General features: G+C 68.1%; 26 protein-coding genes. 14 read left to right on the plus strand and 12 right to left on the minus strand.

Annotated features, from left to right (window positions below; translation table 11 throughout):
• The first annotated feature begins 258 nt into the window (after positions 1-258).
• Together MKK51_RS14225 and MKK51_RS14230 are read left to right on the plus strand one after the other, a co-directional pair.
• The gene (locus MKK51_RS14225) at positions 259-987 is read left to right on the plus strand and encodes a pyrimidine 5'-nucleotidase (RefSeq protein ID WP_243978636.1); all 729 of its coding nucleotides are present in this window, start codon (positions 259-261) and stop codon (positions 985-987) included.
• On the plus strand, positions 984-1,403 hold the full coding sequence (locus MKK51_RS14230) for a metallopeptidase family protein (RefSeq protein WP_243978050.1): 420 nt from the start codon (positions 984-986) through the stop codon (positions 1,401-1,403). The genes MKK51_RS14225 and MKK51_RS14230 overlap by 4 nt, the downstream gene beginning before the upstream one ends.
• A 2-nt stretch (positions 1,404-1,405) precedes the next feature.
• Here MKK51_RS14230 and MKK51_RS14235 read toward each other — a convergent pair whose 3' ends face one another.
• The 5 genes from MKK51_RS14235 to MKK51_RS14255 form a co-directional block, all read right to left on the minus strand.
• Positions 1,406-2,677, minus strand: coding sequence for a peptide ABC transporter permease (locus MKK51_RS14235; RefSeq protein WP_243978052.1), 1,272 nt, complete (start codon positions 2,675-2,677; stop codon positions 1,406-1,408).
• A 126-nt stretch (positions 2,678-2,803) separates the two neighbouring features.
• Complete coding sequence (locus MKK51_RS14240) at positions 2,804-3,322, minus strand: DUF2937 family protein (RefSeq protein ID WP_243978053.1); 519 nt, start codon at positions 3,320-3,322, stop codon at positions 2,804-2,806.
• Positions 3,323-3,472: 150 nt separating this feature from the next.
• Positions 3,473-3,739 (minus strand): hypothetical protein, encoded by a 267-nt coding sequence (locus MKK51_RS14245; RefSeq protein ID WP_243978055.1) that lies wholly within the window; start codon positions 3,737-3,739, stop codon positions 3,473-3,475.
• A 7-nt stretch (positions 3,740-3,746) separates the two neighbouring features.
• Positions 3,747-4,754 (minus strand): WD40 repeat domain-containing protein, encoded by a 1,008-nt coding sequence (locus MKK51_RS14250; protein ID WP_243978057.1) that lies wholly within the window; start codon positions 4,752-4,754, stop codon positions 3,747-3,749.
• 14 nt (positions 4,755-4,768) lie between these two features.
• Complete coding sequence (locus MKK51_RS14255) at positions 4,769-5,440, minus strand: YoaK family protein (protein ID WP_243978058.1); 672 nt, start codon at positions 5,438-5,440, stop codon at positions 4,769-4,771.
• Positions 5,441-5,649: 209 nt separating this feature from the next.
• Between MKK51_RS14255 and MKK51_RS14260 the strand changes: the two genes are divergently transcribed.
• From MKK51_RS14260 to MKK51_RS14270, 3 genes are all read left to right on the plus strand, one after another.
• Positions 5,650-6,078, plus strand: coding sequence for a response regulator (locus MKK51_RS14260; RefSeq protein ID WP_243978060.1), 429 nt, complete (start codon positions 5,650-5,652; stop codon positions 6,076-6,078).
• 40 nt (positions 6,079-6,118) lie between these two features.
• Positions 6,119-6,502 (plus strand): photosystem reaction center subunit H, encoded by a 384-nt coding sequence (locus MKK51_RS14265; protein WP_243978062.1) that lies wholly within the window; start codon positions 6,119-6,121, stop codon positions 6,500-6,502.
• A gap of 151 nt (positions 6,503-6,653) precedes the next feature.
• The gene (locus tag MKK51_RS14270) at positions 6,654-7,733 is read left to right on the plus strand and encodes an ROK family protein (RefSeq protein ID WP_243978063.1); all 1,080 of its coding nucleotides are present in this window, start codon (positions 6,654-6,656) and stop codon (positions 7,731-7,733) included.
• A 126-nt stretch (positions 7,734-7,859) separates the two neighbouring features.
• On the opposite strand, the gene MKK51_RS14275 is transcribed toward MKK51_RS14270, so the two are convergent.
• The 4 genes from MKK51_RS14275 to MKK51_RS14290 form a co-directional block, all read right to left on the minus strand.
• Complete coding sequence (locus MKK51_RS14275; protein ID WP_313898813.1) at positions 7,860-8,534, minus strand: DUF2939 domain-containing protein; 675 nt, start codon at positions 8,532-8,534, stop codon at positions 7,860-7,862.
• Positions 8,531-9,103: an RNA pyrophosphohydrolase gene (locus MKK51_RS14280; RefSeq protein WP_243978065.1), complete on the minus strand. Its 573-nt coding sequence runs from the start codon at positions 9,101-9,103 to the stop codon at positions 8,531-8,533. The genes MKK51_RS14275 and MKK51_RS14280 overlap by 4 nt, the downstream gene beginning before the upstream one ends.
• A gap of 119 nt (positions 9,104-9,222) precedes the next feature.
• Entirely contained in the window at positions 9,223-9,981 is a 759-nt protein-coding gene (locus MKK51_RS14285) for a phosphatase PAP2 family protein (protein WP_243978073.1), read from the minus strand.
• 35 nt (positions 9,982-10,016) lie between these two features.
• Positions 10,017-10,553 carry a 2'-5' RNA ligase family protein gene (locus tag MKK51_RS14290; RefSeq protein WP_243978074.1) on the minus strand — a complete coding sequence of 179 codons (537 nt, stop codon included), beginning with the start codon at positions 10,551-10,553 and terminating at the stop codon, positions 10,017-10,019.
• Between the two features lie 105 nt (positions 10,554-10,658).
• Between MKK51_RS14290 and MKK51_RS14295 the strand changes: the two genes are divergently transcribed.
• From MKK51_RS14295 to MKK51_RS14325, 7 genes are all read left to right on the plus strand, one after another.
• Positions 10,659-11,636, plus strand: coding sequence for a glutathione S-transferase family protein (locus MKK51_RS14295; protein WP_243978076.1), 978 nt, complete (start codon positions 10,659-10,661; stop codon positions 11,634-11,636).
• 59 nt (positions 11,637-11,695) lie between these two features.
• On the plus strand, positions 11,696-12,172 hold the full coding sequence (locus MKK51_RS14300) for a hypothetical protein (protein ID WP_243978077.1): 477 nt from the start codon (positions 11,696-11,698) through the stop codon (positions 12,170-12,172).
• A gap of 176 nt (positions 12,173-12,348) precedes the next feature.
• Positions 12,349-13,278, plus strand: a complete 930-nt coding sequence (locus tag MKK51_RS14305; RefSeq protein WP_243978079.1) for a thioredoxin family protein — start codon at positions 12,349-12,351, stop codon at positions 13,276-13,278.
• 28 nt (positions 13,279-13,306) lie between these two features.
• Complete coding sequence (locus MKK51_RS14310; protein WP_243978081.1) at positions 13,307-13,975, plus strand: LON peptidase substrate-binding domain-containing protein; 669 nt, start codon at positions 13,307-13,309, stop codon at positions 13,973-13,975.
• 25 nt (positions 13,976-14,000) lie between these two features.
• A complete protein-coding gene (locus MKK51_RS14315; RefSeq protein WP_027171994.1) occupies positions 14,001-14,204 on the plus strand; it encodes a Trm112 family protein in 204 nt (67 codons plus the stop codon).
• Positions 14,205-14,214: 10 nt separating this feature from the next.
• Complete coding sequence (locus MKK51_RS14320; RefSeq protein ID WP_313898814.1) at positions 14,215-15,213, plus strand: asparaginase; 999 nt, start codon at positions 14,215-14,217, stop codon at positions 15,211-15,213.
• Between the two features lie 299 nt (positions 15,214-15,512).
• Entirely contained in the window at positions 15,513-15,905 is a 393-nt protein-coding gene (locus MKK51_RS14325; protein ID WP_243978083.1) for a hypothetical protein, read from the plus strand.
• A 3-nt stretch (positions 15,906-15,908) separates the two neighbouring features.
• On the opposite strand, the gene MKK51_RS14330 is transcribed toward MKK51_RS14325, so the two are convergent.
• From MKK51_RS14330 to MKK51_RS14340, 3 genes are read right to left on the minus strand one after another with little or no spacing between them, the layout of a single operon-like run.
• Complete coding sequence (locus MKK51_RS14330; protein WP_027171991.1) at positions 15,909-16,268, minus strand: STAS/SEC14 domain-containing protein; 360 nt, start codon at positions 16,266-16,268, stop codon at positions 15,909-15,911.
• 51 nt (positions 16,269-16,319) lie between these two features.
• The gene (locus tag MKK51_RS14335) at positions 16,320-18,506 is read right to left on the minus strand and encodes a primosomal protein N' (RefSeq protein ID WP_243978085.1); all 2,187 of its coding nucleotides are present in this window, start codon (positions 18,504-18,506) and stop codon (positions 16,320-16,322) included.
• Positions 18,507-18,532: 26 nt separating this feature from the next.
• Positions 18,533-19,726 carry an MFS transporter gene (locus MKK51_RS14340; protein WP_243978087.1) on the minus strand — a complete coding sequence of 398 codons (1,194 nt, stop codon included), beginning with the start codon at positions 19,724-19,726 and terminating at the stop codon, positions 18,533-18,535.
• A gap of 112 nt (positions 19,727-19,838) precedes the next feature.
• Between MKK51_RS14340 and MKK51_RS14345 the strand changes: the two genes are divergently transcribed.
• Both MKK51_RS14345 and MKK51_RS14350 read left to right on the plus strand, forming a co-directional pair.
• Complete coding sequence (locus tag MKK51_RS14345; protein ID WP_243978089.1) at positions 19,839-20,582, plus strand: alpha/beta fold hydrolase; 744 nt, start codon at positions 19,839-19,841, stop codon at positions 20,580-20,582.
• Between the two features lie 141 nt (positions 20,583-20,723).
• The gene (locus MKK51_RS14350) at positions 20,724-21,584 is read left to right on the plus strand and encodes a cell envelope integrity EipB family protein (RefSeq protein WP_243978091.1); all 861 of its coding nucleotides are present in this window, start codon (positions 20,724-20,726) and stop codon (positions 21,582-21,584) included.
• The last annotated feature ends 51 nt before the right edge of the window (positions 21,585-21,635 follow it).

Genomic DNA, 21,635 nt, shown 5'->3' on the forward strand with positions numbered 1-21,635 from the left:
CGATAGCGTCGTTCGACGCTGTGTGACGGACGCTTCGCGGTTCACGCTACACGGATCAACCTTGCGAGAGTCCTACCTCTTCCCTCGAACCGCCGCCATCATCCGGCCGATGCGGAACGGAACCCGAGCCCGCCGTTTCGTCGCCGGGAGGGGTCGCACGGCCGAGCTTCCTTTCGCAGGGCGCAATTTCATCGTAACCCTGGGCGATCACATCCGGTGATGCACCGTTCCCGCCGCCTCGAACCCCGTTCAGCCGCCTTGTTCCTTCCCGGCGAAAGCCATCTCTCCAGCTCGGGCTCCCGTGGCTTCTCGAGGGTCGACACCTGGGTGTTCGATCTCGACAACACGCTCTACCCCAGCGACGCCCTCGTCTGGCCGCAGGTCGACGAGCGAATCACCCTCTATGTCATGCAGCTCTACGGGCTTGACGGGATCTCAGCGCGGGCGCTGCAGAAGCATTTCTACCATCGCTACGGCACCACCCTGAAGGCGCTGATGGTGGAGGAGAACGTCGACCCCTACCACTTCCTCGATTTCGCCCACGACATCGACCATTCGACGATCCGCCTCGACGCGGCTCTGGGCGACGCCATCGAGCAGTTGCCCGGCCGCAAGCTGATCCTCACCAACGGCTCCCGGCGCCATGCGGAGAAGGTCGCCGCCAAGCTCGGCATCCTCGACCATTTCGAGGACGTGTTCGACATCGCCGCCGCCGACTTCGTCCCCAAGCCCGAACGCTCCACCTACGAGCGCTTCCTCGACCGGCACCGCGTCGACCCCCACCGCTCGGCCCTGTTCGAGGACATCGCCCGCAACCTCGTCGTGCCCCACGAGATCGGGATGGCGACGGTTCTGGTCGTGCCCCGCACCATCGATCCGTTCCGCGAGGCTTTCGAGCAGGAAGCGGTGAAGGAGCCGCACATCGACCACATCACCAACGATCTCGCCGCGTTCCTCTGCGAGCGGGTCCTGCCCGTCCTCGGATGAAAGCCCCCGTCCGGAACTGGTCCGATCTCCAGGCGCCGTCCCTCGACGACGTGGAGATTCTGGCGCGCGACGCCCTCGCCCGCCTGCCGCCGGAATTCCTCGCCCTGTGCGAGGGCGTGACCGTCCACGTGGAGGATTTTCCCGACGACGACACGCTCCGCGAGATGGACTGCGAGAGCGAGTTCGACCTGCTCGGACTGTTCCGGGGCATCGGCCTCGCGCAGGGCGGCGAGGCGGTGACCGGGCAGCTGCACAACCGGGTCTGGCTCTACCGCAGGCCGCTGCTCGATTACTGGGCGGAGCATGAGGAGACCCTCGGCCATCTCGTCACCCATGTCCTCGTCCACGAGATCGGCCACCATATGGGCCTGTCCGACGACGACATGGCCGCCATCGAGGCGGCGGCGGACGACTGACGTCAGTCGTCGTTGGCGGGGCGGGGGCTCGCGGCCCGCGGCCTGAGGAGGCTGGCCTTCGGGCGACGGGTGCGGAACTGCCCGCGCTCCACGGCGATGAAGACGAGCACCGTGATGGTCAGCGTCGTCACCCACCAGATCACCGTCAGGCCGACGCCGATACAGGCGATGGTGAAGGCGCTGGCGAAGGCCGCCATCGCTCCGGGTGCGATCGCGCCGGGCGTGGCGGCGGTGGCCGAGCGGCCGCTATGCCGGATCGCCGCGTGGAGGGCGAAGGCGGCGGCGAAGGCGCCGACGATACCGAGTTCGTACCAGAGTTCGAACAGCATCGTGGTCGGGGCGTTGCTCGGCAGCAGGTTCACGAACCGGCCGCGCGAGGCGGTCTCGAACCCGTGTCCGGTCACGAGCCGGACCGGCTCGGTGGTCACCACCTTCTGCCACGCCTTGACGGTGAGGACGCCGGGCGCCGTCGGACCGAAGGCGACGATGCCGATGGGCCGGGCGATGAACGGCAGGAACGGCGCGCTCACCAGCAGGCCGCCGCAGACCAGGGCCACCGCGCGCACGCCCACGAGGGGGCGATAGGTCGTGAGGGCGAAGGCCACCGCGCCGACGGCCAGCGCCAGGATCTGGGTCACGTTGGACGAGATCGAGAGGGCCAGCGCCACGAGGATCGCCGTGCCGAGGGCCTCCAGGTCACGCCCGCGCGAGCGCAGCCACGCCACGGAGGGCCAGACCAGCAGGGCGAGGACCGTCAAGCCGCGATCCACCGAACTCTGGTCTTCGGGCATGTTGCGCAGGAGCGTGTCGCCGAACAGCCCGAACACGATGGAGACGATGGACGCGGCGATGACGCCCAGCGGCAGCAGGTAGAGGTTGGCCGAACGCATCCGGTCCGGCAGGGCGAGATAGGCGGCCAGGGTCATCAGGATGGTGGCCGTGAGGTTCAGCAGGCGCTCCGTCGCCGGTCCGAGGAACGGCGTCCAGACCAGGGACAGGGCCGACCAGAGGACGACGAGCCCCCCCGCCAGGAACGCCGTGGACGTCAGCATACGGCCGGCCGTCACCCGGAGCGGCCGCTGCTTGCCGTCGATGGCGCTGGCGATGACGATCAGCGCGATGGCGATGGGGGCCAGGATCACGGTGGCGCGACGGGCCACCTGCGCGGCCACGGGAAGCAGGACGAACAGGCCGAAGAAGCCCACCCGCCGGAGCAGGGCCGCCGCGTCGAGGGCCGGATCGATGGAGGGTCGAGAGGTGGGCGCGCGGGCCATGGTGCGATTGCAGCCGTTCGACGGCGCCACGAGGTCGCCCGTGCGCTACCGGTCGAGTCGTAGTGCAGGGAGCCGGTGCGCGCTGTAGATGTCGTGCAACACCCGTGCTTCCTCCGCCGCGTGCATTCAGGCGGTCTTCGGTTGTCGCCGGCCCGGAACCAGCCGCCGGCCGACATCCGTCAGCACGCGCCAGCCGGCCCAGGTGGCCAGGAACCCGAGAAATCCGGCGATGATCCCGTCGGCGCTCGCCGGAACCGCGGGCACGTAATCCTGGTAGGTCGCGCGGGCCAGCGCCATGTCGGGATCGCGCAGCAGCGCCGCGAAACGGCCCATCGGACCGCCCGCCTCGGCGAGAGCCTGCTTCTGCGCGTCGAGACGCTGCAAGCGCTCGATATCGGCGCGGGCCGCTTCGCCGCGTCGCGCCACAAGGGCGTCGCCGTTGCCGCGCAGGCGGTCGACGGCCCCCTGACGATTGGTCCCGCTCGCGGCGGCGTCCGCGTCGAGGGCGGCGATGGAGCGCCGCAACTCGTCGAGGGTGCCTCCGAGCCGCTGCGTATATTGCTGCGCGAATTCGGGCCCCTGCGCGGCGACGATGCCGCCGAGGAGGCCGAGGGCGAGACCGAGGGTCCGGATCACACGCAGCACGTTTCACCCCTCAACACGTCGTCAGACAAAAGGCCGAGCCGCGTGGCGGTTCCCGAGCGGCCGGATTGCGCAGGAAGGGGCCGCTCCATGGCGGTTCAAGAACGGTCCGATGGCGCACGGAAGGGCGGCCTCGTGGCGGTTCCCGAACGGTCAGGGGAGGTCCGCCAAAGCGGCTTGCACCTCCGCCCGCGTCACCTCGGCCAAGGGTTTGGCCACCTTCGCGGCCTGCGTCTTCCGCCCCGGCCTCATGACGAGGATGACCGTCTCCAGGCCAGGACAGGAGGGGTCCGGGCACAGGATCTCGTTGACCTTCACCACGGTCTCGGGCGCGACGAGGGCGCGGATCCACTCGTCGACCCGGCGTCGGGCGCTGTCGTCGGCCGGTTCGCGCCGGCGTCCGAGGCCGAAAAGAGCCATCGCCGCCTCAACCCGGCAGGGTCAGGATGCCGGCCATGCCGCCGGCACAGCCGAAGGCGAGCCGGCCGCCGCGCCCGTCCCAGGCCAGGGCCGAGATCGCTCCGCTCTTGGTGGCGGGCCGGACCAGCAGTTCCGAGGCATCGGCGAAGCGCACGAGCAGGATGCAGCCGTCCTCGTAGCCGATGGCGAGGACCAGGGCCTTGGGGTGGAACGCCACCCGCGTGACGCGGGCCGGGCGGATGCCGCATTCGCGCGGCGCCTTGCCGGTGGGGCCTTCCTTCGAATCGAACGGCCAGATGATGGCGGCTTCCGCGCCGCTGGTGGCGAGCCAGTTGCCGTCCCCCGACCAGCTCACCGAGCGGACCTTGCCGGGATAGCCCGACATCCGCATGTGGCCGCGGTCGGGCTGCAGGCGCCAGCCGTGGAGGGAATTCTCCTGCATCGTCGTCACGACGAAGCGGCCGTCCGGCGACCAGGTCACGTCGAGATGCGAGCCCTTCCACTCGACGAAATCGGGGGCGGTCTCGAGATTCGGGTACCAGAGGGTGGCGCCATTGTAATGCGCCACGGCGAGGCGGTAGCCCTTGGGCGCGAAGGCAAGCCCCCGCGCCGTGGACGGCGCCGCGAAGATTTTCTCCCGGCCCTTGGCATCGCGGGCGACGACGTTGCGGCCGGCGGCATAGGCGATGGCACCATCGGAATGGAGGGCCAGGGCATCGATCCAGGCTCCACCCTTGGCGGCGGCCACCTCGGTCATGTCGCCGTCGGCCGCGACGGCCACGATGCGTCCGTCGTCGCCGCCCGTCACGATCCGCCGCCCGTCGCCCGACGCCACCAGGATGCCGGCATCCGGGTGAGCCTCCACGCGCCGGGTCGCATGGGGACCGACCAGCATCACGGCACCGTCGCCCAGTGCCAGGGCCAGGACGTCCTTCAGCCAGACGGCCCCGGAGACATGCGCACCGGCCTCCAGTGGAACGACGTGATCGACGAGTGAGGGAGCGCTGGCGCTCATCGGCTAGGAACCTCTCAGGACGCAGAGGCGGCATCCGGCGCCGATTTCAGCACCGTCATGACCGTCGCGACCAAGGTGAGACAACCGGCGATGCCGGCGGGAATGGCGAGGGCATACAACGCGAAGCGGCCATAGGCGACCGCCCCAAGCAGGGAACCGCACAGCAGCGCGAGCCAGACGACGCCATCGCCCACCCAGCCGAAGCGGGGTCCGCGCCCCGCCAGGGCCGAAGCGAGCTTCTGGCCGGTGCTGAACAGGGCTCCCGTCACGAAGGTGGTGCCGGCCCGGAACCCCTGGACATGGGCGAGAGCGGCGTTCTGCGCGCCCATGGCAAGGGCGAGAAGCAGCGAGGCGTGGCCGGGGCTCGGATCTTCCACCGCCGTGAGATAGGCGCCGGATATCAGGACGGTCTCGAAGCCGAGGAGCACCGGAGTGCTCCACCGGGCCGGGGTGAGGGCCGAAAGGCCGCCGCCGCACAGGGCGCCGAGCATGAAGGCCGCGATCAGGAGGCCCGGCAGGATCGCCAGAAGCGGCGTGTGGTGCCCTAGCGCCACGGCGAGCTGGGTCGTGTTGCCGCTCATGAACGAGGTGTACAGGCCGCCGAGCCGGATGAACCCGAGAGCGTCCACGTAGCCCGCGAGGGCCGTGAGGATGAGGCCGAAGCCGAGATGCCAGTTGCGGCTCATGACAGGGACCGGCTCATGGCAACGCGCGATGCCTCGACGCTGTGGTTCGTCCCGGGACGACCGGTACCGGCCCGGTAGGGTTAAGGCATTGCTTACCAAGTCCGCGCAATTCGAATGAACAGGATCGAACATCGAAGCCGTAAGCCCCGTTGGTGTGACGATCCGGCGTCGGGATGGTCATTCCAGGCCGGGTGAGTTGGAGTTGCGTCATGATCCCTGTCGCTTACGCTGCCTTTGCGCTGCCGAACTTCGGCTCCGTCCGCGGATCCGAAACCGTCCTGGTGGTGGAGGATGAAGCCATGGTGTGCGAACTGGCCGTCGAAGCCCTCATCGACGAAGGCTACCGCGTCCTCAGCGCCGCCGACGCCGAGGAGGCCGAGGATATCCTGGCGCGGGAACGCGTCGACCTGCTCTTCACCGATATCGATTTGGCCCGCAATACCAATGGCCTTTCCCTCGCCCGCCAGGCGCGGCGCCTGCGTCCGAACCTCCCGGTGATCTACACGTCGGGCGGACGCGGGAGTCTCTCGCAGGCGGATGCGGTGACGGAATCAATCTTCGTGCCGAAGCCCTACCGCCCGAGCCAGATCACCGCCCTCGCCAACGGCCTCCTCCGCCGTTTCTCCCACTACGCCTGAGCGCAACCGCGCCCCCATCCCTTCCGGAGCCCCTTCCCCCATGCGCACCCTGCTCGCCACCGCTCTCGTCCTCTTCGCCACGACGCTCAGCGCCTACACGACAGGAAACGCCAGGGCTGCGTGCGACGTGAAGGGCGCGAAGCTCGAAGAGGCGATCGCCGGCAAGTCCGAGCTTCGCGAGACCGCCAACAAGCAAGCGGTGCGCGACCTGCGCACCCTGCGCGACGCCGCGATCATCCTGGAGACGTACAAGTACGAGGGCGAATGCGATCGCCTCGTCGCGATCATCAAAGCACTGGCCACCAATCCCGAGAAGGCGATCGAGCAGAGCGGCGACACCGACGAGGAGAAGGCGGAGGACCTGATGGAGGCCCGCCAGCCGAAGGCGTCCCCCGGCGACGCCGTTCCCGCCAAGTCGAAGTAACCCACCCCGCGAGATGTGGAACGCGTCGTCGAGGGAACACTCGCACGACAAGGACGCTTGCACCGCTGGCCATGCCGAATCCTCTCGGCGGGTCAGTGCGGCCGGACCACGACGGCCGCAATTTCCCTCAGTCTGAAAGGATCGATCGAGCATGGGCACGGATACGGCAACGCGCGGATCGAGCCTCTCCCACGCGCCGAGCGACCTGCCCTCGGTCATCCTCGACGATTACAACATCGAACTGAAGAATGGCGAGGGCTTCGTCGGCGACCGCGTATCGAAGAAAGCCTTCCGCGATCTCGTGGAGGATTGGCGCGAAAAGCTGCGCAAGCTCGGCCCCGATCCCCTGGGCGCGAAGGCGAGCCACGATTTCAGCAAGCGACGCCTCGACGATCTCCTGATCGACGGCCCCCCACTCGCCGCCGGCGTGGTCTTCGGCGCGATCGAGGAATTCGCCCAGGAACTCGCGACCGTCGTGCGGCGCTTCCTGCGCCAGAAGGGGTGGCGTGATACGCAGAGCATCGTCGTCGGCGGCGGTTTCAGCGACAGCCTCGCCGGACGGCTCGCCATCGACCGGGCCAGCGTGATCCTCCGTGCTGGCGGGCTCGCCCTGAACCTCGAACCCATCCGCCATCATCCGGACGAGGCCGGTTTGATCGGAGCCGTCCACCTCGCACCCTCCTGGATCTTCTCCGGCTACGAAAGCCTTCTCGCCGTCGATATCGGGGGCAGCAACATCCGGGCGGGGGTCGTCACCACGAACCTGAAGAAGGCCTCTGACCTCTCGCGCGCCGAGATCTGGCGTTCGGAGCTATGGCGCCACCGCGACGAGGATCCGGCCCCGAGCCGCGACGAGGCGGTCGACCGCCTGATCGCGATGCTGAACGACCTGATCTCGCGAGCGGAACGCTCGCGCCTGAAACTCGCGCCCTTCATCGGCATCGGCTGCCCCGGCGTCATCGCCGCCGACGGGACCATCGAACGCGGCGGCCAGAACCTGCCCGGCAATTGGGAGAGCAGCCGCTTCAACCTCGCAGAACGGCTCGTGGAGGCCATACCCACCATTGGGGATCACGACACCGTGGTGCTGATGCACAACGACGCCGTGGTGCAGGGCCTCTCGGCCATGTCGGACATGAAGGGCGTCGCGCGGTGGGGCGTGCTCACCATCGGCACCGGCCTCGGCAATGCCCGCTTCACCAACCGCCGGCTCCCCGACAATATGCATTGATGAGCGCACCGCGCGGCCCTCAATGCGCGGTGTCCACGGCTTGGCGCATCGCCCGAGAACCGGCGAGCCTGATGCTTTCGCTTCCTCCGGCCTTCAGGCGTCGCGCGTCGTCCGGCGCAAGACCGCTCAGCGCAGGGCGGGCGTCGGTGCGGCTTCCTGTTCTGGACGGCTGTGCGCCCGGGCGACCTTGCTGGCGATACGGTTGCGCAGGTCGTTCGGCAGCTCGATCTCCACCAGCCGCCACGACCATCCCCGCAGGCGGAGGCGAAGGCGGAACCGCTGCGACCGGGACGCTTCGGGAGGCACGGCGATGACGATGGTGCGAAATCCCCGCATCTCCGAGGAGAGGTAGTACGGGATCAGCCGGGAGATCGTGTCGATCCTCAATCCGGCAGGGACACCAATCTTGCGCTCGGAGTCCGAACCGGTGCCATCGCCGCTGAGGGGGCCGATATCCAAGGATTGCGGAATGCCGTCATCGAGGAGATCGATGACCGACTGTGCCGTAACCAGGGATTCGGTCAAGGGTTCGGCCAGGGCAGCAGCGGCTTCGATCAGCCTCTGCCGATCCCGCGAGAGTTCGACCTCGGCACCAGGCTCACCTCTCGGCTGAGAGGCGGCGGTCGAGATCTGCCGGATCATGGATTGGCGCAGGATGCGGAAGTTGACGTGTCGCTCGACGTAGCCGACGTCCCTCGCCTGCACCGCAGAAGCGAGGTCATAGAGCATCCAGAACGGGGTCAGCGTAAAGACGAACCACGTCAGAAACAGGGAAATCGGGATCCACCACAATCGCATCATTGCGACGAGGTAGCCCTCTGCGCCTGCTCACTCCACGCGGCCAAGCCCGCGAACTGCGCGATCACGGCCTCGTAGACCGGCCGCTTGAACGGCACGATGAGGTCGGCCAACCCGTCCATGGGCTCCCAACACCAGGAATCGAACTCGGATTTGTGCAGTCCGCCTCCGGGTGAAAGCACGTCGATCTCAGCCTCGTCCCCGACGAGACCGAAGGCGAACCACTTTTGAGTCTGTCCGCGATAGCGACCCTTCCAGGCCTGTTTCAGCACGGCGGGCGGCAGGTCGTAGGCGAGCCAGCCGGGCGTCTCCCCGAGGAGCACGACCGAGCCGGCCGAGACGTTGGTCTCCTCGTGCAGTTCACGCAGAGCCGCCGCGAGAGGAGCCTCGCCCTCATCGATCCCGCCCTGCGGCATTTGCCAGGCGCGGTCGCCCTTCACGTGCTCCGGCCCGGCCTCCTGACGGCGACGACCGATGAAGACGTGCCCCCGGGGGGCAATCAACATGATTCCGACGCAGGGCCGATACGGCAGGTCGGGTTCGGGACCAGTGAGCTTCATCGGCGGGACCATAGGTCAGGGCGGCGATGGCCCGCAATGCGGCGAGGGGCAGTTCATGAGGCAATCGCATCGATGTGCCCCCTTTTGCGCCGCCGACCGGCCTCCTTCGCCGGCAAAACCCCGGTGCCGACTCAGCCCGGCGGAGGATCGGGGGACTCGACCTCGCCCCTGCGCTGAAGGATCAGCGCCACGAACCAGCACAGGGAGGCCCAGGCCGCGCCGATGCACCAGCCGGCCAGCACGTCGCTCGGCCAATGTACGCCGAGATAGATCCGGCTCGCCCCCACGAGGAGCGTCGTTCCAACTCCGAGCAGGAGGATCAAAACCTTCACCGAACGATTCTGATCCACGCGGGCCAGCAGCGTCGCCAGGGTCAGGTAGGCGATGGCCGACATCATCGCGTGCCCGCTGGGGAAGCTCGCGGTGAACACGTCCATGCCGTGGGGGACGAGATCCGGCCGCGGCCGGTGGTAGAACATCTTCAGCACCGTCGAGATTAGCAATCCCCCGCCGATGGCGCCCAACACGAAGGCGGCGATGCGATGCCGCCGGGTGAGCGCAAGGTAGGCGACGGCGCTCAAGGTGACGAAGGTGATGGTGAAGACGCTGCCGAGGCCCGTGATGTCGCGCATCGTCTCCTCGAGCCAGCGAGGCCCGATCGGGTCCGACAGGTCGGTGGGGTTGCGCAGGGCGAGCAGGATCTTGCGGTCGAGCGCCTCGGTAGACCCTTCCCCCACCTCGTCGGCGAGGAAGAAGAAGGCGTAGCCGAGGAAGCTCACGCTCAACAAAGCCACGAGGGGGCCGACCTCGTTGAGGCGCAGACGCAGCCACAGGGCCGTGGCCTGGCTGAACAGCGGATGCTGGAGATAGGTTGGGGGCGGCGCCTTCATGCTGCGGTCTTCGTCATTGGTTCGTCGTCCCTCGCTCATCGATGCCGCCCGAAGGCGAAGCGTCCCCGCTGTTGCCACGGGCCACCGAGGTAGCGCCAGAGGATCAGCCCCGGTGAGGTGAATCGGAACGGCTCGAAATCGCGCTCCAGCGTGTGATGCAGGGTGCGGGCGACATCCGGCGCGACCTTGTTCTGAACGGTGACGTGAGGCCGCCATCCCTGCCGGTCCTGCGCCGTCAGGGCCTCCGCATAGCGCCGGGCGATCTCGTCGCGAAGCCGGGACAGGGCGTCGGAGGCGAGGGCGAAGGCGACGCCGCGCCCCATGAAGCGAAGGTCGGTGACGGCGACCTCCGCCGGCTCCCGCTCCGCCGTGAGTTCGGAGAGGGTCGCGGCGATGCCCTCCTCTTCCAGGCCCGGCAGATGGTGGAACAGGGTGGCGTGGGCCGGAATGACGTTGAGCTTTTGTGGGAAATGCCGCCGTCTCAGCCCATCGAAATGCGCGAAGGTCTCCGGGTCCATCTCCAGGGTGAGGATCAGAGGATCGGCCGTGGGTGCATCGGGCAAAGTGCTCATCGCCGGCAAACCGTACGGAAGCAGACCTGTTCCCGCCATTTTGCTCTTTCCGACAGGCCGTTCATGGCTCATCTCGCTATCGGAGAGACTGCCGGGAGACGAAAGATGGGATTGCTGGTCGACGGCGCCTGGCAGGATGCCTGGTACGACACCAAGGAGACCGGCGGTCGCTTCAAGCGAACGGACGCCAAGTTCCGCAACTGGGTCACCGCCGACGGCGGTCCCGGCCCGTCCGGCGAGGGCGGATTTCCGGGGCAGGCCGGCCGCTATCACCTCTACGTCTCGCTCTCCTGCCCCTGGGCGCATCGCACCCTCATCGTGCGTGCCCTGAAGGGGCTGGAGGAGGCGATCACGGTCTCGGTGGTCGATCCGCATATGGGATCGGAAGGCTGGATCTTCGGCGATTCACCGGGCGCCACGCCCGACTCGGTGAACGGCACGAACCGCCTCTACGAGGTCTATCTCAAGGCGGTGCCGGACTTCACCGGCCGCGTCACCGTCCCCGTCCTATGGGACAAGCAGCGCCGGACCATCGTCTCGAACGAATCGTCCGAGATCATTCGCATGCTGAACGACGCGTTCGGCGGCACCGGCCCCGACCTCTGTCCGGAAGCCTTGCGCGGCGAGATCGATGCGGTGAACACGCGCGTCTACGATGCCGTCAACAACGGGGTCTACAAGGCCGGCTTCGCGACGACGCAGGACGCGTACGAGGAAGCCTTCGACGCCCTGTTCGCCGAACTCGATTCCCTCGACGAGCGGCTGGGCAGGGGCCGGTACCTGTGCGGCGTGGCGCTGACAGAGGCCGACATCCGCCTGTTCACCACCCTGGTGCGGTTCGATCCGGTCTATGTCGGGCACTTCAAGTGCAACCTGCGCCGGATCGCCGACTATCCGAACCTGTCGCATTACCTGCGCGACCTCTATGCCTTGCCCGGCATCGCCGCCACGGTGAACCTCAGTCACATCAAGCAGCACTATTATGGAAGCCATCCGACCGTGAATCCGACGGGGATCGTGCCCAAAGGTCCCGAGCTCGATCTCGACGCGCCCAACGACAGGGCATTACGCTTCGGACCATAACGCCGCGACCTTCGCGACATTGCCCTCGACAGACGCGACGACGGACATACATCAGCGCCATGAAGACACGATTCACCACCGTCCTGCCCGTCCTCGCCCTACTCGTCGCCGCGGGGAGTCCTGCGGGCGCCCAAACCGCGATCAAGCTCGAAGGCACCTGCGAAAAGCTGATCGTGGCGGGATTGGACATTACCCAGAATTGCAAGGACACGATGATGAACACCGTGGCCCGCAACCGGACGAGTTTCGACTTCTCCGCCTGGGACGGCCGCTCCCTTAGCTTCAGCGGCAGCGGGGCCCAGCAGGAGCGGACGGAGGAAACCGACGCGCTCCAGCCGATCAATCTCGTCGTTCCCGGCGAGAAGACCGACGAGGGCGTGGTTCGCGGACCGCTCGCGGCCGTCGGATCCTGCAGCTTCAGCAATCCGCAGGAGGGCAAGACGGCGATCACCTGCGAGGCGACCTCCGCCAAGGGACGCTACGAAGCCCGCTTCGTCACGGACGCGAAGGCGCCCCCCGGCGCGCCAAAACCCTGAGGCGGTGCTTCAGTGCGACGGCCGAGAAGCCGATGCGTGCATGCCGGGATGGTGCGAATAGCCCGAGTACCGCTCTGGTCCGGTTGAGCCGGGGCGCCCATCTAGGGCAACGACGAATCTGATCGGCCACCGGCGGCACCCGTGCCGTCGATCCGAGTGCGAGAGTTGAGGACGGCATGCTGAACGACGTTTCCACCCCCGGGGTGAGTCCCGCTGGCGGTCCCGCGAATCTCATCAAGGACGTCACCACCGCGACGTTCCGCGACGAGGTCATCACCGCCTCCCTGCAACAGCCGGTGCTGGTGGATTTCTGGGCGACGTGGTGCGGCCCCTGCAAGCAGCTGACTCCCCTGCTGGAGAAGGCTGTGACCGCCGCGAAGGGCGCCGTCATCCTCGCCAAAGTGAACATCGACGAGAATCCGGCGATCTGGTCGCAGATCAGCCAGCAACTCGGACTGCAATCCATTCCCGCCGTCATTGCCATCGACAAGGGCCGTCCCGTGGACGGGTTCGTCGGCGCCCTGCCGGAAAGCGAGATCAAGGAATTCATCGCCCGGCTCGCCGGTCCCGCCGGCCCGACGCCGGTGGAGGCGATGATGATCGAGGCGGAGGTGGCTCTCGGCGAAGGTGATCTCGCCGGAGCCTCCGAACTCTATGCCGCAGTGCTCAGCGAAGAGCCCGGAAACCTCGTGGCCTTGGCCGCTCTTGCCAAGATCCAGCTCGATTCCGGCGAGGTCGCCAATGCCCGCCAGATCCTGGACATGGCGCCCCCCGAAAAGACCGGCGACCCGGCCCTGGCTGGAATCCGCGCGGCGGTGGAGCTCGCGGAGCAGGCGGCGTCCCTCGGCGATCTCGGCGTGTTCCAGAAGCGCATTGCCGCCGATCCTGCCGATTTTCAAGCCCGGTTCGACTTCGCCCTCGGTCTCAACGGTCTCGGCAAGCGCGACGAGGCGGTGGATGAGCTGATCGAGATTGAGCGGCGGGACAAGACCTGGAACGACGGGGCAGCCCGCAAGCAGCTTCTCACGTTTTTCGAGGCCTGGGGCCTCATGGACAAGGCTTCGATCCGGGGCCGGCGGCGACTGTCGACGCTGGTCTTCGCATGACGCATCAACGCCGGGGCGGAGAGACGCGATGAGCACCCATGCGGGCTACAAGGGACCGGGCGACTGCCCCGGCGTCATCCCCGTCTTCCCCCTGCCCGGCGCGCTGCTCCTGCCCCGTGGGCAGATGCCCCTCAACATTTTCGAGCCGCGCTACCTCGCCATGGTGGATGATGCCCTGCGGACCGACCGCGTCATCGGCATGATTCAGCCCGACGTGGAGAGCGGATCGTCGCCGATGACGCCCAAGCTCTTCCGGGTCGGCTGCATCGGCCGGATCACACAGTTCGCCGAGACCGGCGACGGGCGCTACCTCATATCGCTCACTGGGATCAGTCGGTTCCGTGTGGAGAGCGAGCTTGCCACCACCACCCGTTACCGGCGCTGCCAGGTCTCCTATGGCGACTTCCTCAGCGACTTCGAGCCGCGAGCCGGCGAGGAGGCGGTGGATCGCGAGGGCGTCCTGAAGGCGCTGAAGGACTTCGTCGAAGTGAACGACCTCAAGGTCGATTGGGCCGGCATCGACGAGGCGCCGAACGAGGCCCTAGTCAACGCCCTCTGCATGATGAGCCCGTTCGGCTCGCGCGAAAAACAGGCGATGCTGGAGGCGGCCGACCTCAAGACCCGCGCCGAGGTCTTGATTGCGGTGACTGAGATGGAGTTGGTGCGCGGATCGGGGTCCGAGCCGACCCTGCAGTGAATCCGCGACGCAAGGACAGAGTACGATGACCGACGAGATCCCCACCGCCGTGGAAGCCACGCGGGTCGACCCGAAGCTCCTCGAGCTCCTGGTCTGTCCCCTGACCAAGCAGACTCTGGAATACGATTCCGTGCGCCAGGAACTCGTCAGCCGTTCGGCCAAGCTCGCCTACCCGATCCGGGACGGTATTCCGATCATGCTGCCCGAAGAGGCGCGGCCCCTCGACTGAGCCGGCATTCGTGACCCGATCCAAGAACACCGCCCTGCCGCGCGTGGCCATCGTCGCCACGGGCGGCACCATCGCCATGAAGAACGACCCCGAGACCGGCGCCCCCGTTCCGGCTTTGTCGGGGGCCGACCTGGTGGCGGCGGTGCCGGGCCTCGCCGGGCTCGCGACCATCGAGGTGGTGGAGTTCGCCAACCTGCCGAGCGCCTATATGGGTCCGGCCCTCTGGCCCGCCCTGACCCGCACGGTGGAGGGCCTGCTGACGCGGGACGACATCGCCGGCTCGGTGGTCCTCCACGGCACCGACACCCTCGACCAGACCGCTTACTTTCTCGACCTGACCCTCATCGGCGACAAGCCGGTGGTGGTGATCGGTGCGCAGCGCAACGCCTCCGATCCGGACGGCGACGGCGGCCGCAACCTGCTCAACGCCGTGCGGCAGATCCTGGCACCGGGGGCCCGCGACATGGGCGTGACGGTGACCCTCAACCACAACATCAACGCCGCCCGTGAAGTGCGGAAGACCCATACCAACAACGTCGAGACCTTCAATTCCGGCACCATTGGGTTCCTCGGCACCGTGGACGAGGACCGCGTGGTCTTCTCGCGGAAATCCCTGCGGCGCCAGACTTTGCCGCTTCCGGAGGCATTGCCCCGTATCGACGTGGTGCCGATGGTGGCCGGTGCCGACGGCTCCCAACTTCGCCACGCCGTGGAGAGCGGTGCCGACGCCGTGGTGCTCGCTGCCTACGGCTTCGGCAACGTCAACGATGCCCTCCACGATGCGGTGGTCGAGGTCGCCGCGCAGGGCGTGGTGGTGATCGTGGCGAGCCAGCTGGCCGATGGCCGCGCGCTGCCCGTCTACGGCTTCAAGGGCGGCGGCCAGACTCTGCGCGAGGCCGGGGCGGTCTTCGCCGACGATCTGTCGCCGGACAAGGCACGGGTTCTGGCGCTGCTCGCCCTGCCGATCACCCGCGAGCGCGCGGCGTTGCAGGCGTTCTACGACCGCTGAGAAGACGCGCGGAACGATGCGACGGCTGACGTTCCGGCCTTTGCGCCGAAGCGCGAGCGTAGCGCCGTGCGCAGATTATCCACTTCCCGGCAACAGCCAAGTTTAACCGCCTCACCCCTGCCAGTCATCACAGGTTCAGATCCGCTCGTTTATTATCCTGATCTTCGAATTTGGCTCTCGTCACAATCCTGCCGCCTCGACATGTATCCTGTGATCACTCTTCATTGAACGTCTTCTCGGGATAAAGTCGGGCCGTCATGGGCCGGATCGAACCGGGCGTTTTTACCGAAGGATGATGCATGTCCAACTCCGCCGCTCTGCTTCTTCTCGGAGCCAGCCTGTCCTCGGCCGTCATGCTGCCGGCTGCCGCGCGCGACGCCGGCACATTCAACGGGGCGTGGTCGGTGGACCTCGTGACCGAGAGCGGCATGGTCTGCGACAGCCGCTACAGCTACTCGGTCTCGGTGCAGGAGGGGCAGGTCCGCCTCGCCTCCGGGCCGAGCGCAAGCCTCACGGGCCGAGTGGGCGCGGACGGCACCCTGGGCCTTAGTGTATCAAACGGCACCGCCACGGGTGCGGTCTCGGGCCGCCTCCTGTCGAATTCCGGCAGCGGCACCTGGAAGGTGTCGTCCCTGTGCTCGGGCCGCTGGACGGCGCGGCGTCAGGCGACGCGCACCGCCCAGGCGTACTAGTTTTCAAGCCGCGGCGAGCCAGCTCCGGGCCTCGTCGATATGGGCGCGGTCGAAGGTCTTGATCTGGGCCGGCGAGACCTTGCCGAACGTGTCGGCAACCATCCGCAGCCAGGACGCATCCGTGACCAGGGCAACGTGACTGACGCCCTTCATCATGGCGAGGCCGAAGCGAACGTCCTTGAAGAACGCGGCCGGCTCCATGCCCTTGAACTCGCGCACGTCCTCCAGCAGCTTGAGCTTGCCGCCCTTGTCGAGATCGGCCTGCATGGCGGTGATGACGGTGTTCATATCCTGATCGGTGATCTGGCCGTCGACGACGATCTCGGCGACGTTCGAGTCCGGTGTCTTGGTGTAGGTCAGCATGCAGCACTCCTGGTCGGGTCGAACGCTACCCAAGCGAACGTCGAGCCAGACTTATAGGAAACTCTGAGGGTCCACGTCGATGGCGACCTTCACGTTGCCGCGAACCTTCGGACCGCGCCCAAGCCAATCGCGCAGGTAGGCCTGGAGATCGACGGCCCGCTCGGTCTTCACAAGCAGCCTGAACCGGTAGCGCCCACGGATCAGCGCGAGGGGTGCCTCGGCCGGCCCCAGCACCATGACGCCCTGCGGCGGTTCGGCGGCGCGCGCCAGGGCCTGCCCATGCGCCTCCGCCACCTCGCGCTCGTTGGCCGAGACGATGAGGGCGGCGAGCCGCCCGAACGGGGGCAGGCCGGCGGCCTCTCGCGAGGCGATTTCCTCCTCGTAGAACCGGGTTGCATCGCCGGAGAGCAGGGCTGCGATCACCGGATGATCGGGCTGGTAGGTCTGGACCAGGGCCCGGCCCGGCTTGTCGCCGCGCCCGGCACGGCCCGTCACCTGCTGGAGGAGCTGGAAGGTGCGTTCGGCGGCGCGGGGATCGCCGGAGGTCAGGCCGATATCGGCGTCGAGCACGCCGACCAGGGTCAGATGCGGGAAGTTGTGGCCCTTGGCGACGAGCTGGGTGCCGATGACGATGTCGCATTCCCCGTCGGCGACACTCTGCAGTTCGGCCCGCAGACGCTCGGCCCCGCCGGGAAAGTCGGAGGAGAGCACGATCACGCGCTTGTCGGGAAACAGCTCCGTCACTTCCTCGGCGATGCGCTCCACCCCCGGCCCGCAGGGGGTGAGGTTGTTGAAGGTGCCGCATTCAGTGCAGGCGTCGGGCCGGCGCTCGGCATAGCCGCATTGGTGGCAGACCAGCGCCCGGCGGAAGCGATGCTCCACCAGCCAGGTCGAGCAGTTGCGGCACTGGTAGCGGTGGCCGCAGGCCCGGCACAGGGTCAGCGGCGCATAGCCACGACGGTTGAGGAACAGCAGCGCCTGATCGCCGGCCTCGATGGTGGCGCGCACGGCGTTGACCAGGAGCGGGGCGAGGAAGCGGCCCTTCTCCGGCTTGTCGAGGCGCATGTCGATGGCGTGGATGTCCGGCAGCCGCCGTCCGCCGAACCGCTCGGGCAGCACGATATGGGCGTAGCGCCCCTTCTCGGCATTGACCTTGGTCTCGATGGACGGGGTCGCCGAGGCGAGGACCACCGGGCAATTCTCGAGACGGCCGCGCACCACCGCCATGTCGCGCGCGTGGTAATGGACCCCATCCTCCTGCTTGTAGGCGGCCTCGTGTTCCTCGTCGACGACGACGAGGCCGAGATCGCTGAACGGCAGGAACAGCGCCGAGCGGGCGCCGACCACCACCGCGACTTCGCCCGCCGCCACCCCGGCGCGCAGGCGCTCGCGCCGCCTCGATCCGATACCCGAATGCCAGGTCGCCGGGCGGACGCCGAAGCGCTCGGCGAACCGGTCGAGAAACTGCGCCGTGAGCGCGATCTCCGGCATCAGGATGAGCGCCTGGTGCCCGCGCCGGACGGCTTCGGCCACGGCCTCGAAATAGACCTCCGTCTTTCCCGAGCCGGTGACGCCTTCGAGGAGGATCGTCGGCGCTTTCCCCCCGGCCCCATCCTCGAAGACGGGATAGGCGAGGCCGATGAGGTCGCGGGCGGCCTGGTCTTGTGCCTCCGACAGAGGCACGCGCTCGTGGTCCGGGTCGGGCGGCAGCGCCACCGGCTCCGGCGCCAGTGCCACCGCCTCCAGAGCGCCGTCATCGATCAGGCCATCGACCACGCTGAGCGAGACGCCGGCCTCCCTGGCGAGCGCGCTCTTGCCGCGCATCGCCCCATCCCCGGCCACGGCGAGGACCTTCATCCGTGCCGGCGTCGGACGGGCGGGGGGCTTGCCCGTTTCCCGCACGCCGATGCGGGACGTCTCGCCGCGGGCCGCCTCGTCGGGCAGGCGCAGGGCCATGGCCAAAGCCGAGCCCTTCGGGGCCAGGGTGTAGCGGGCGAGCCAGTCGACGAGTTCGCGCAACGGCTCCGAGAGAGGGGGCGCCTCGATCCGGCCGGTGATCGGCCTCAGGTTCGAGCCGCCGGGGCTCTCCGATACCTGCCAGACCACCCCCACAGTCTCGCGCGGCCCGAGCGGTACCTGCACCACGTCGCCGGGCGCCAGGATCACCCCGGCGGGCACGGCGTAGCTGTAGGCGTTGTCGAGCGCGAGGGGGATCAGGATGTCGGCGACGCTGGGCATGGGCTCTTCTGCTTGGGAACCATGTTCTATGTACGTACTCTCTCGCCGGATCGCGAACGATCGCCGCGCGCCAGACCGATCGCCATCGGCAAGGCGGCGAGGCTGACGCAACTCATGACCCAGAACGCCGACGCCCCGTAAGCGGCGAAGAGCGGGCCCGAGGCGAGGGTGAACAGGGCCGAAGACAGGCCGAGGCCGAGGGGACCGTAGAGGGTCAGCGCGGTGGCGGTGAGATCCGGCGGCACGCAGCGGCCGATCTCCTTCAGGCAGGCGAGGTGGAGGAGCGCGAAGGTGAGCCCATGCAGGCACTGGCTCACGATCAGCGCCGGGAGCGCCACGGTCTCGGCACCGATCCCCCACCGCAATGCCCCGGCGAGGGCGGCCAGCCCGATGGCCCGGCCCGGATTCAGTCGCGCCAGGATCCACGGCCCGGCGACGAGGAAGACGAGGATCTCCGCCGCCACCGCCTCCGACCACAGCAGCCCGGCAATCCCGGCCGGGATGGAATTCCGGCTCCACAGGATCATCGCGAAGGCATCGTGCATGGCATGCGCGCCCATGACGAGGGAGGCCGCCAGGACGACGCGGCGGAAGCGCCGGTTCGCCAGCACGTCCGAGAAGCCCCGCCGCGGCGCCGTTCTCACGGCCTCCTCCGGTGCACCGTCCGCCGGAAGTCCATTCGCCACAAGACCGGCAGCGAGGAAGAGGCTGCCCCCGACAAGGATCGCGGCCTCGATCCCGAGTCCCGGTACAAGCCAGCCGACGAGGCTCGTTGCGAGGATGAAAGCGGCCGAGCCGTCGCCCCTCACCCAGCCGTATACGAAGCGTCCGCCGTTCCGCGAGGCGGCCAGGGCGAGGGCGTCACTGAATGGCGCCAGGGGCGCGGTGAGGACGGCATAGGCGAGGCCGACGACGAGCAGGTCGGCGAATCCCGTAGCAGCGAGATGGCCGAAGGCGGCAAGCCCCGCGAGCGCGGCCGCGCCGGCCAGGACCGGGCGGACGATCCCCCGCCGGTCGGCGATCCGTCCGGCGAGCGGTCCCGCCACCATCCGCACCACGATCGCGAGGGCGAGGAGCCAGGCGATCTCGTGTGCGGGCAACCCGCGCCGTTCGAGGAACAGCGGCAGGAACGGCGAGAGCGCCCCGTATCCGGCATAGAGCGTGACGAACAGGGTAAGATGGCCGGCCAGCCGTCGACGATCGTCGGTTCGGTTGCTCACGCGAGTGTGGCCGGCATCGTGCGTTTCCTCGCTTGCCTCGTGGCGGTCGTCGGCACTACCTGCGACCGCCGCCCCGGCGAATGTCGGGCGATGCGCTGCGGGGAGCAACCCGATGACGGCTTTGCCACTCGACCTCCACCCAGGGAGCGCGGACGCGGGGAAGACGGACGGTGCGGAGGGCATCGTGCTGCTTCACGGCATCGCGCGCCGCTCGGCCTCCCTCGCTCGGATGGAACGTGCATTTCGCGCCGAGGGGTACCAGACCCTCAACCTCGACTACCCCGGGCGAAAGGCCACGCTGCAGACGATCGTCGAGGGCGCCGCGCCAGCGGTAGCGGCGTTCGCGTCCGGGCTGCGCCGCCTGCATTTCGTCACCCATTCCATGGGCGGGCTCGTGGCGCGGGGGATCATCACCCGGTATCGCCCCGCCAATCTCGGCCGCGTGGTGATGCTGGGACCGCCAAACGGTGGCAGCGAAGTCGCGGACTTTCTCCATTGGATGAGGCCGTACCGGATGTTCTTCGGGCCGGCGGGCGCGCAACTCACCACCCACCGCTCGCCGGCCCTCACCGCGCTCCTCGGCGATGTCGATTTTCCCTTGGGGGTCATCGCGGCGGACCGCTCGATCTGGCTGATCGAATCCTTCCTGATCCTGCCCCGTCCCAACGACGGGCGCGTGAGCGTGGCGCGGACGCGGGTCTCCGGCATGACCGACCATCTCACCCTTCACACCACCCACGACCTGATTCTCCTGAACCGCGCCGCGATCACGGCCTCCCTGCGCTTCATCCGGCACGGCCGCTTCCAAGACACACCGGGCGAGGAGTCGGCACAGGGTGCCGCAACGGCCCGGTGAGGCGTCGCGACCGCTTGTGGCGGGACCGTAAAGAGGGCCGGAGGCCGGCGGTTGCCGTTGCCGCTCCGGCATAGGCCCCCTATCTGTGACGGCGCATCGGCACGCCGTTCGCTTCGACTGGCGCGTCCATCGGGAGACCTCATGCGGTTGCCAAGCTCCACCCTCGCCATCGCATTCGGCGCCCTTGCCGCTTCCGCGGGCTTTGCCGAGGCCGCGCCGATGCGATTGGCCGGCCACCGCGCGGTGTACGACCTCTCGCTGGCCGAAAGTCGGGGCGCGCGGGCGGTGGAGAGCGCGCGGGGACGCATCGTCCTCGATTTCAGCGGCGATGCCTGCAAGGGCTACACGATGCAGACCCGGCAGGTGACGGAGCTCGATAGCGGCGAGACCGGCAAGCGCCTCTCCGATCTGCGCAACACCACCTTCGAGGGCGGGGACGGCCACAGTTTCCGCTTCAAGACCAACACCGTGCTCAACGGCAGCGGATCCACCTCGGTGGATGGAACGGCAGAGAACGGCCCCGAGTCTCTGAAGGTGAAGCTGAAGGAACCCAAGCGCGACCAATACACCGAGACCGGTCCCGTGCTGTTCCCGACCCTCCACATGCGCCGGATGATCGAAGCGGCACAGGCCGGCGAGACGACGATGTCGGCCAAGGTGTTCGACGGGTCGGACGACGGCCGCAAGATCTTCGACACGCTCGCCGTGATCGGCAAACCGATCACGGCCGAAGAGACGGCCAAGGATGGCGGCGCCGACAGGGACAAGCCCCTGCGGGAGGGCGAGATGGCGGCGATGCGGCGCTGGCCGGTGACCTTGAGCTATTTCACCCCCGGACAGGGCGAGCGCACCCCCGTCTACGTCCTCACCTTCCTCCTCTACGAGAATGGTGTCAGCGGCGGGCTCAGTCTGAATTACGGCGACTTCACCATCGCCGGCGACCTCAGCCGCCTCGAGCTTCACAAGGTCGAGGCGAAGACGGAGACCGAGTGCAAGCCCTGACACGTCACGCCGTCCGGCACCCGTGAAGGACGGCGGGTTGAATACCCTCGC

Source organism: Methylobacterium sp. E-045, assembly GCF_022829685.1.
Lineage (GTDB): Bacteria > Pseudomonadota > Alphaproteobacteria > Rhizobiales > Beijerinckiaceae > Methylobacterium.